The following is a 10,050-nucleotide window of genomic DNA, read 5'->3' on the forward strand; positions in this document are numbered from 1 at the left end:
CTGACCTCGACGACGCGATCAAGACCGCCGCCGGTGCCAGGTCGGGGTGCGGCTGAACGCTCTGTCTAAAAGTGCTAGGCGTAGCATTGGCGCCTATGGAAAAAGGCGAACGCGGCTACACGGGTGCCCCCGTGGTTGCGATTATGCATCGTGCGGTCGCTGATGCGGCCCGCGCAGTGTCGCAGCTCCCCTCCGAGCAATTGGCTGGTCTCGACGTGCGCGCTGGGGAACACTTAGCTGCTATCTTGGCCACTGCATTTCTGGGCGTTGTGCCGTTCAAAGTCGACACGGATGGCGATGTCGACCTGCGATTCCGGCTTCCCGATACCTCGGCATTCCCGCTACTGGCTAGCGGTGAGATCGCATTCGAAGTCAAGTCGACTCCAGGCCCGTTCCGTAAGTTCGATCACTCGATCGGTGTCGCTATTTCCCGCGGAGATGCTGATGGGTTGTCCATATCGGTGAAGGTGGAAAGCGCCGACGGTATCCTGGCCAGCAGTCGTCCCATGTTGGATCGAGCGCAGATCAGCTTGCAGAGGAAAACGTCAAATGATGTGTCACGTAACATATTCCTCGTGATTCACCCGTTTGACCGCTTTGCAGTGGAGATCTATGAATCACCGATTATCGGCCCCGCCCTCGCGCCACTGGATGTAGACGCCGACACCGTATGGGTGTTGTGGGTTCCCGACCATCTCGTGGTGTGGTCGAGAAGAGAAGGGCGTTGGACCGACCTGCTCTTTAACGGGATGGACAGAGATGAGATGACCGCGGCTAGGTCAGAGTCCCTCGCGGTTCTCCAGGAAGTGGAGTTAAAGTTCCTCGCTGATGTGGGCTACCAGGCCGGCTCGCCCTATTTATTTGGACTGGCGCAGCGTGGCGAGTAGTTGTGAGACAGCGCTGTTGCGTATTGAGTGGCCGTTCTGGCGTAGCCGCCGGGCGAGGGCATCCCGGCTGACGGTGTGGCCTTCGCGGGTCAGTTCGTCGCGGGCCGTGCGGGCGGCGGGTAGTAGCGGCACCAGGTCCCGGGCGAGGTCGACGTCGGTAACGTCGGATGGGCCGTCATCGTCAGGCTCCGCGCCGAGGTCAGCATCAGTCTCGCTGCCGTCTGCTTCCTGGGCGTCGTCCCGGGGCCCGGCAGCGTCAGGAGTCCTGCCGTGGGCAGATTCGTCGGCATCGGCATGGTGGGGAGATGGTTCCAACAGTGGACTCTGGCGGGGTGGCCTGGTGTCGCTGGTCCCAGGCGTGGGCTCGACGGGTGAGGATGCGATGGGCTGGCCTGGAGGTGGTGCCGCGGATACGTCAGCCGGCACGGTGTGTGGTTGACGTTCGGCTTCGCGGCGACGGGCGGCGAGTTCCACGAGCGATACCGACGCGACGACGATCAGCCCGTCCACCGAGAGCGGCAGGAGGTAGGGGACGGTGCCTGTTTCGCCGTACCGGGCGACGACTCCGACCATGTGGTGGTAGCTGATCCAGGCGGCGATGGCGGCGATGGCCGAAGCGGCGACGATCCGGATGACGCCGAGCGCACGGCGGTAGACAGGGATGCGGGTAACCAGCTCGACGGTGATCAGGAGGGCCATAGGCGGCCACGCCGCGATGGTCTGGGAGATCGGGTTCGGTTGGGCGTGCAGGATGTTCGCGGTGACCGAGGCGGCCACGCCCAGGGCCAAGGTCGCCCGCACCGCCCATTGCATCCGTTGGAGCTGACGGTGGTTCATGGCCGTCCTCCACCCGCGGGGGCGATGGGGCGGAGTTGGCGTTCGGCGATGCGGCGGGTGGCCTGGGACGGTTCGGCGTCGCCGAGGTCGGCGAGGCGTTCCTCCAGCCGGCTCAGGGTGCGCCGTACGGCGTCGGGTCGCTGCTGTCGGCCGTGGATGCGCATGATCCGCTGGTACAGCTCCTCGTTGACGGGGTCGAGGTCGGCGGCGCGTTCGAGGGCGGCAACAGCTTGGTCGGGGTGGTCGGGTTCGAGGATTTCGGCGATGCGGACGTAGGCGGTGAGGATCTGGTGGCGGTAGCTGGTGGCGCAGTCGGTGGCCCACGGGTGGTCGTGGCCTTCGGCGAAGTCACCTCCGTACAGCTCGGTGGCCCGGCGTAGCGCGGTGAGCATCGCCGTTTCGTCGTCGGTGGCGGTGGCCTGGTCGATGGCGGTGAGCATCTGCCAGAGGTCCACGGTGACGGTTGCGGGGTCGAGCTGGTATCGGCCGGTGGCCGGGTCGTAGACGATGAACATGGGCTCCTCGTGGCCGGTGGCGGCGCGCAGCACCCGCCGGGCGGAGGTGATGTCCGTGCGTACGCGTTTGACGGCGGCGGTCGGGTCGGCGTTGGGGTGCAGGTCGGCGGCGAGTTGGTCGAGGGTGCGGCCGGCGGGGTGGGCGGCGAGGACGGCGAGCGCGGTGTAGGAGCCGCTGCGCATTCCGGTGGCGATCGTTCCGGCGTCGGTGGCGACGGTGACCGGGCCGAGGACCCGGAGGCGGACCAGGGCCGCCGCGTCGTCGGGCTGGACCGGTACGGCCTCGTTTGTTTCGACGGTCACCGCGGCCGGCGAGGTCTCGGTGGGCGGGTCGTCAACGTCGGTACCGGCCTCGGGACGGGCTATCGCGTCGGTGAGCATGGAGAGGATGGCGGCGAGGTCGTCCGCGCCGAGGGCGGACAGCCGTCCCACCGAATGCAGTTCATTGCCGGTGGCGGTGCCCTCGGCGCTGATCTCGATGGTGGGGATGCCGTCGTGCGGGCCGAGGATGACGGGGTGCAGGTTCAGGGTGGCGCGGTGGGTGGCGACGGCGTGGAGGCGTGCGGCGTGCCGGGGGTTGGAGTCGATGAGTAGCACGTAGGGCGGCTGGGTCTCGGCGTGGTCGGTGCGGGCGTTGAGGTCGGTGATCGTCTCGGCGTCGAAGGTGTCCAGCAGCCGGCACCGGCCGATCATCTCCTCCTCGGCGTGGGTGACCGCCGCAGCGGTGTCGGCGAGCACGATGAGGCGTTCTCCGTCGTAGGCGGTGCCATCGGGGTCCAGCCCGACCGCCGGGGCGTTCTCGGGCAGGAGCCGGGCGAGTAGGTCGGCGGTGGTGACGACCACCGGGCGGGCGGCGGCGGACTCCACCGCGCCGCTGGTCAGGACGGACGCGAGGATGGCGCGGGCCGCTGGCACGGCTCCCTCGCCGTGCAGGGCCACGCCGGGACCGGGCAGGTGGAACAAGCTGATCTCGGTGCCGTCCGAGGCGACGCCGATCGGCGCCGCCACGAGAGGGCTGGCGGGGCGGTGGTCGCTGCTGCGGCCGAGGTAGCGGCTGCCGATCTTGTCGACGGGGGCCAGAGAGAGCGGCATCGGGGACGGTTGCGGCGCGGTGCTCACCGATGCGGGGAAGGCCAGTCGGGCGCGGCGGCGTCGTTGGAGGCGTAGCAGAGCGGCTACGGCGGCGATGGCGGCGGCCAGACCGAGGCTGATCCAGCCTCGCGTGGGCAGTGTGGCCCCCGCCTCGCCATACGGTGGCTCGTCAGCTCGATCCGAGTCCGGGGTGGGTGTGGTTGCGTCTGCTGTGCTGGTGGGGGTGCGGGGTGAGGCGGTGTGCGGCGATGGCGGGCGGGGTTGACCATCGGGCGTTGGGCTGGTGGGTGGCGCGGCGGGTGCCGTGTCGGGCGTGGGGGCGGCGGTGCCGGGGTCGGCCGTAGCGGGGTTTTGAGGGCTGGGAGAGGCGGGGGTCGGTGTGGCTTGGCGGGCGGGAAGAGCGAGCGTCCATCCGACGTGGAGGAGATCGGGGTTGGTGAGGGCGTAGCCGTTGGCCTGTTCGTGTCCCCGGTTGAGGGTGTAGATCTCCGGCCAGCGTTTCGGGTCGCCGAGGTGCTTCGCGGCGAGGTCCCACAGGGTGTCTCCGGCTTCGACGCGACAGGTCCCGCTTCGGGTGTACCGTGCCTCGGAAGGTGCGGTGGCACCGGTTAGGTGCGGAGTCGGCGGTGCGCTGGTCTGAGTGAAGAGGGACACAGGACGCGGTGTCGCTGAGGCTGGTGTTGCGGCGGTCGTGACGAATGACGTGTCGACACGTCCGTACTCGAAAGATGGGGAAGTGCCAGTTCGATCAGGTGTTGTAGGTAGCCGATCATCGTCAGCTTTGGTGCCTTTGCCCGCCGACGGTGGTGTCTCTGGTGGCCGGTCGGCGTCCGTTGTCGTCGTGGTCCCGGCGGTGGCGGGCAGCGCTGCGACGGTGCTGACGGCGGTGGTGCCCAGCAGCGCGGCCGTGAGAGTTTGCAGGGGCCCAGGTAGACGCAGCGTGAGCAGCCATCGCATGCGACGGGCGAGGTGGCGGTGGAGGTGATCGGCGATGGCGGCCACGAGGAGCAGCCACAGCAGCCAGGCCCCACCCTGCCCCAGCAAGGTGATGAAGCCGGCGGTCAGCGGTTGACTGTGCCACGCCAGTAGTTCGTTCATGGACAGCCCGTCGAGGGTGAGCCATCCTGCCAGGTAGAGCAGCACCGGCGGGGCCAGCGCGAGTACGGCGGTGCAGGCGCGCACGAAGGGTGCTGAGGCTCGTTTCGCCATGATCCGTCTCCCTCCGAAAGGCGTGGCGGTCGGTGAGAAGGACCGTAAGTGCGAGTCGCGTTGCTGATGCCGATGTCGGTGCTTACAACACCTCACACGTCCTTACACGGCTTTACACGCGCAGGTCACGGCCGTGCGGACTTGGTGGGTGATGGGGTGATGCCGCCGGGGCAACCTCGCGATCACTGCCAGGCGCCGGACGCAGCGCGCGTACCACCAACGCCGCTGCGAGTGCGGGGCGGTGACCGAACGCGGACGTTTTCCACAGGCTGTGGATAGATCGCGCTCAGATCCAAGAGGGGCCGGACGTCGTCGGCGGGCTGTCCGGGCGAAGGGTTCCTGGTGCGCCGTACCGGACTCCGCGCCTGTGCGGGTTGACCGTTTGTGGGAACGGGGCGGAGGCCTACTGCCGCCGGCTGGCGGTTCCGTGTTCGCGGTCGAGCGGGGGATGTGGGGTGTCGTCGAGGCCGGCGTGGGCGAGGTTCCGGAGGTAGCGGTGGTGCATTTCGGTGGCGGCGTGATGGTCGCCGTGGGTGATGAGGGCGTTGCGGGCGCGGGTGTGGAGGTTGGCGTTGTACGGGTCGATGTGGATGCCGGTCTGCAGTAGGGCGAGTGTGCGTTGTGGGTCGGGTTCGGTGTCGGCGAGGGCGACGCAGGTGTCGATCACGTGTCGGCGGATGGCTTCGCGTTGGGGGTCGAGCCATGGCCAGGTGCGTCCTGCTGCGAGGTCGGCGGGGTAGGCGTCGAGGATGGTTTGCCAGGCGGTGGTGGTGTCGGTGACGGTCGCGGCGGCGCGTTGGATGGCGGCGTGCAGGTGCCACAGGTCGACGTCGATGTGTGTGGGGTTGAGGCGGTATCGGTCGTCGGTGTGGTCGATGACGTGTAGTCCGGTGGCGGTGCGGATGCTGCTGCGTAGGTCGCTGAGGGTGGTGTAGAGCCGGCCGGTGGGTGAGCGGCGGGGTAGGCCCGGCCAGATGGCTTCGGTGAGTTGGCGGGTGTCGGCGCCGGTGGGGTGGGTGGCGAGGTAGACGAGGATTTGGAGGGCGGCGCTGCGGCGGATGGTGAGGGGCTCGCCGTCGATGAGCAGTGTGGGTTCACCCAGGATGCGCAGTTGCAGTCTCTGTCGGGGTGCGGTGGACGGTCGAGGCTGCTTCCCGCGTGTGGTCTGCCGTGGCAGGCGCGGTCCCGGCGGCATCGCCGGCGGGAGGTGGGGGCGCGGTGCGCTCAAGGCGGGTGGTGTCGGGTCCGGGTGGGCAATGATGGTGAGCAGGTCGGTGGCCGCCACCTGGTCCAGGACACACAGCCGTGGTCGGGGTGTTTCGGGGCGGGACGGGTCGTGGAGGTGGCCGGTGGAGTCGGCGTGCCAGGTCGGGCCGCCGGGCCCTTCTCCCAACACGACCAGCCTGCTGGCGCCCGTGGTGGCCGCGCTGATCAGGTGGGTCATGTCGTGCCGGTCGTAGTCGTCGGCGGCCAGGATCACGATCCGTGAAGTGTCTGCGGATTCGATGATCCGCGCAGCGTCGTCGAGGTCTTCCACGATCGTCAGGTGTGGCAGACGCCGACCGAGTGTTTCCGCCTCCGGGCCGAGGAGGCTGGTCAGCGTGGTCCGGGTGGTGACCAGCGTGGTGTTGGGGTGGCGTGGCCCGGCCAGGAGAACGGTGACAAGTAACCCCCGGCCAATGGGCAGGGCGCCGGGTCCGGTGAGGCCCAGGCCGCCGGCCGGAAGGATCCCGGTGAGGGCGGCAAGGCTGTCCGCTGGCATCTGCGCAGCCGGCGGGGCGGGAGCGTCGGCGAGGGCGGCTTGGACGGCCGTGACGGTGGGGGGTAGCGCTTCGGTGTCTGGTTCCTGGCGGCGGTGCGGGCCGGGTGGGCGAGGGACGTAGTCGCGGCGGCGGCGGAGCCAGATCAGCGCTGCGGCAGCAGCGACCTGCTCGGCTACCTCACGGGGCAGCCATCCGCCGGACACCACGATTCCGTCATCGCGTGCCGCGCTGTCGTCATGCAACGGGCTGGCCCGCTCGGGCTGCTCCGATACTCCCGTTGTCGGCGGTGGTGGTGGGGGCGGGGTGGTCGTGGCGGTGTTGGTGGTGACGCCGAAGACTGCCGCTCCGGCCATTCCGCTGGCCGTCGCCTGTAGTGGTGTCGGTAGGGGAAGCCGCCGGAGCCAGACCACGGTCGCGCGGAGGCGGGTCAAGACCCGTACGGCGACGGTGTAGGCGAGCAGCAGCCACAACAGCCACGCCCCGATCGTCAGCCCGGCGGTGAGGGTCTGCTCGGTCAGCGGTTCCTGCAACCACGCCCGCGCTTGTTCCCTGGTCGGCCATCCGCGTACGGGTGGGCCGATCAGAACCAGCAGGACCACGGGCGGGCCCGTCAGGAGCGCGAGGACGAACAGCAGCGACATCAGCTGTCGCGGCCACCGCACCTCATCCACCCCCGCCCGCAGCGGGGAAGGTCGTTGCTGGCGTCGTGGCGGCGGGGGTGATCGTGGGCGGACGGATGATCTGCGTCCACAACCGGCCCGCCCACCACACCGCCACGGCCACGGCGTAGCTGATGGCGAGGATGCGGGATGCCTGCATGCTGACGATCGCCGCGCTGATCACCCCGACCGGAGCGCAGAGGACGAGGCGGAACATCAGCGGGGTCACCAGCGCCATGACGATTCCGACACCGACCAGCAGCCCACCCACCCGACCGGCGATGTCGATCCACACCACCAGTTCCGGCCACCTGTCGGCGGTCAACGAGTACTGAACCAGCCCCATACCGAGCCCGGCGGCGATGATCGATCCGCTTGGTGCGGCCAGCAGCGCCGACCACCCGCCGGGCGGGGTGCGCCACTGCCGGGCGGCGACCACCGCCGTCGCCACCGCCAGCACCGTGAGGGGAGTGAGCGGCCACAGGGCCCAGCCGAGGAACGGGCCCACCGGCAGACCGAAGTACTCGCTGGTGACCACGGCGTACAGACCGGCGATCGCCAAACCCAGCGAGACCGCAGCGAGGATGCCGATGCTGACCTTCCCACCCTCGGTCCGCGTACTTGGTGTGGGGCTGCGCGCGGCAATCAGGGAACCGAGGACGGTACCTGCGGCGAGGCAGGCCAACAGAGCGAACACGGCGGCCATCGTGAACTCGCCCCAGTTCAGCTGCACCCAGTAGTGCACGCTCAGCGTGTTGTGCTGCTCCGCAGTCGACAGGCACTGCCAGATCAAGGCCAGGGACGCGAAGCCCGGCACCGCGATCGCCACCGCCCGCCGCACAGGCGGCACCGCAACCTCCACCACCTCCGCAGGCCCCGCGTTCGCTGCCCCCGCGTCCGCAGCGCCTCGGACCGCGACAAGCTGAGGATCGACCACGACTGTGGGGGCGATACCCGTGCGCTCGGCGACGACCGTAGCCAGATGCGGCAGATGCGCACTGCCGCCCACACAGTAGATTCCCGCCAGGTCATCGGCACCGAGTTCGGCCGCGGCGAGGGTCTCCCCGACCAACTCCGCCACACGTCGCACCACCGGCCCGGCAGCCTGGTCGAGCATGGCGCTGTCCGCGATGACCGGTGCCCGCCCGGCAAGCGGTACCGCAACGGCCGGGTGCGTCCCCAAGCTCTCCTTCGCGGTACGGACCACCTCCGCCATCGCCCAATCGCCCCTGCCGTCGCCGGCCACCCCCCGACCACCCGCGAGAGCGGCAGTCAAGGCCAGGTCAACGGCGGTGCCACCCGCCGCAGGATCGGCGAGGGTCGCCAAGACCTCGAAACCAGCAGCGCCGCGACGCAACACCGTCACCTCCGCGCCCGCCCCCACGTCACACACGACGATGAACGCCCCCACCGGAAACTGCACACCCGTGGCCAGCAGATGCCCGGCAACGGCTACCGGAGCCTCGACAAGACGCGGCTGAGCCAGACCCGCCCGGTGCGCGACCTGCCGCATCCACGTACGCCGACGAGGCCCCCACCCCGCCGGCACCACCAGCCGCACATCCCGCACCGGCTCACCAACGACCCGCTCCGCCTCGACCGCCACCCTGCGCAACGGCGCAGCCGCCAACGCCAGAGACTCCACACGAGCAGCACCCACCGTCTGGTCACCGTCAGAGGGGCGACGCGAGCTCGGGATCAACCCGCTCGGCTGCTCCCCGGCGGCCTGCCAGGCCCGCCTCCCGGTCCACACCTGCCCATCATCGGCCACGTAGACAGCGCTGGGCAGATACGGCAGCCCGTCGAACGACAACGTCGACGAACTGCCATCAGCCCAGGCCAGAACAGCCACGGTGCTGGCGCTACCGCAGTCGATCGACAGCCGCGCTTCCCCCGCCTGCATAGACACAGTCAAACATGAAGATCTGATTCACGTCACCTGTCGATCACGCACAGGTAGTCGAGCCGCGTCCCGTTCTGCCGCTGGCCCTAGCCCACCCTTACGGACCGGGACGGCGCACCAGCACAGCACGCGGATAACTCGCTGTGGGGCGCCCGAGGGGCGTAGCGCTTGCTCGGCGGTCCTTGAAACTGTGAGGAGCTGTGGATCGTCAAAGCTGGTGAACCGACCCGGCGACACGACCGCGGCCCGCCATGCCGAGCTGGATGGAGGATCGCGGTTGCTCGCCGGTCACAGGCCGGCCACAGCCGCCTCGACCTTTCTGGCCAGTGACGGCTTCACCTTCCCCGACACACGTACCAGCACCCGCCCCTGATCCGCCCGGTAGTGGTACTCGGTGCCCAACATCGGCATGTTCTTGAGCGTGTCCTGGATGAACTTCGACCGCCGGTCTGCGTCATCGGTGGTCGGCCATACCTCGATCACAAGGCCGCGGTCGATGCCGTACTTGTCGGTCTCGGTGTCACCTCCAGGCAGGTCGGCGGAGGCGCGTGTCGTGTAGCCGTTCGGGCGGCCGAGCAGGTCGTTGGGGTCGTTGTCCTCGTGCTGCACCGCGCCGTGGGTGGCGCCGAGTCTCGCGGCGGTCAGCTTCGCCAGTACCGCCTCCGCGTCCATCGGCGGGGCTGGCGCAGGCGTCATCCCCGCGCTGGTGGCCGCAGCGGGGCCAGCGGCCTGGGGGCTATTGGCGGAGTTGTCGCCGCAGCCGGCGAGCATGAGCGTGACGGCGGTGAGGATTACGAAGGTGTGTCGCAGTCGCATCGGACGATCATCCGACCAGCCGGGCTCGTTCGGTGGCCAACGACCGGGCGGCAGGGTGTCGTGTGGCCGACAGCTTCTATCCTGCCGAGCAGTTCCAGGCGACGGCGGCCACCACCGGCGGCGAGGCAAACCTGCGGTTACGTGCCTGTGAAGCGGACAAGTCATTTCTATCGATGATCTTTCATAATGTTCGGTGTAAAGATCATCGATTAGGAGGTCTTGCTTCTGTTGTGGAGGTCTCGCATCGGCTGAACGGTTGGTTTGGGTCGGTCGGGCGATCTTGGGCGGCGCCAGGTCTTGTGGTGGTTCCGTGGCCGTGACTACGGTGGCGAGCAATTTTTCATGATCGACGAGGAGTCGTTGTGGACG

General features: G+C 68.9%; 7 protein-coding genes. 2 read left to right on the forward strand and 5 right to left on the reverse strand.

Translation table 11 applies throughout. The features are described 5' to 3' along the window. Positions 1 to 95 precede the first annotated feature (95 nt). Positions 96 to 887, forward strand: coding sequence for a hypothetical protein (locus tag GA0070616_RS16205; RefSeq protein WP_139128919.1), 792 nt, complete (start codon positions 96 to 98; stop codon positions 885 to 887). Here GA0070616_RS16205 and GA0070616_RS16210 read toward each other — a convergent pair. From GA0070616_RS16210 to GA0070616_RS16230, 5 genes are all read right to left on the reverse strand, one after another. Then, positions 858 to 1,724: a DUF2637 domain-containing protein gene (locus GA0070616_RS16210; protein ID WP_091082833.1), complete on the reverse strand. Its 867-nt coding sequence runs from the start codon at positions 1,722 to 1,724 to the stop codon at positions 858 to 860. The two genes, GA0070616_RS16205 and GA0070616_RS16210, sit on opposite strands and share 30 nt — an antisense overlap. Next, entirely contained in the window at positions 1,721 to 4,540 is a 2,820-nt protein-coding gene (locus tag GA0070616_RS16215) for an AfsR/SARP family transcriptional regulator (RefSeq protein ID WP_091082836.1), read from the reverse strand. Before GA0070616_RS16215 ends, GA0070616_RS16210 begins: the two co-directional genes overlap by 4 nt. Before the next feature lie 403 nt (positions 4,541 to 4,943). After that, the gene (locus tag GA0070616_RS16220; RefSeq protein ID WP_245712802.1) at positions 4,944 to 6,965 is read right to left on the reverse strand and encodes an AfsR/SARP family transcriptional regulator; all 2,022 of its coding nucleotides are present in this window, start codon (positions 6,963 to 6,965) and stop codon (positions 4,944 to 4,946) included. A 1-nt stretch (position 6,966) separates the two neighbouring features. Next, positions 6,967 to 8,622, reverse strand: coding sequence for an Hsp70 family protein (locus GA0070616_RS16225; protein WP_245712803.1), 1,656 nt, complete (start codon positions 8,620 to 8,622; stop codon positions 6,967 to 6,969). A 531-nt stretch (positions 8,623 to 9,153) separates the two neighbouring features. Continuing rightward, complete coding sequence (locus GA0070616_RS16230) at positions 9,154 to 9,681, reverse strand: hypothetical protein (RefSeq protein WP_139128920.1); 528 nt, start codon at positions 9,679 to 9,681, stop codon at positions 9,154 to 9,156. Positions 9,682 to 9,743: 62 nt separating this feature from the next. Between GA0070616_RS16230 and GA0070616_RS27665 the strand changes: the two genes are divergently transcribed. Then, positions 9,744 to 10,001: a hypothetical protein gene (locus GA0070616_RS27665; protein WP_139128921.1), complete on the forward strand. Its 258-nt coding sequence runs from the start codon at positions 9,744 to 9,746 to the stop codon at positions 9,999 to 10,001. The last annotated feature ends 49 nt before the right edge of the window (positions 10,002 to 10,050 follow it).

Source organism: Micromonospora nigra (assembly GCF_900091585.1).
GTDB lineage: Bacteria > Actinomycetota > Actinomycetes > Mycobacteriales > Micromonosporaceae > Micromonospora > Micromonospora nigra.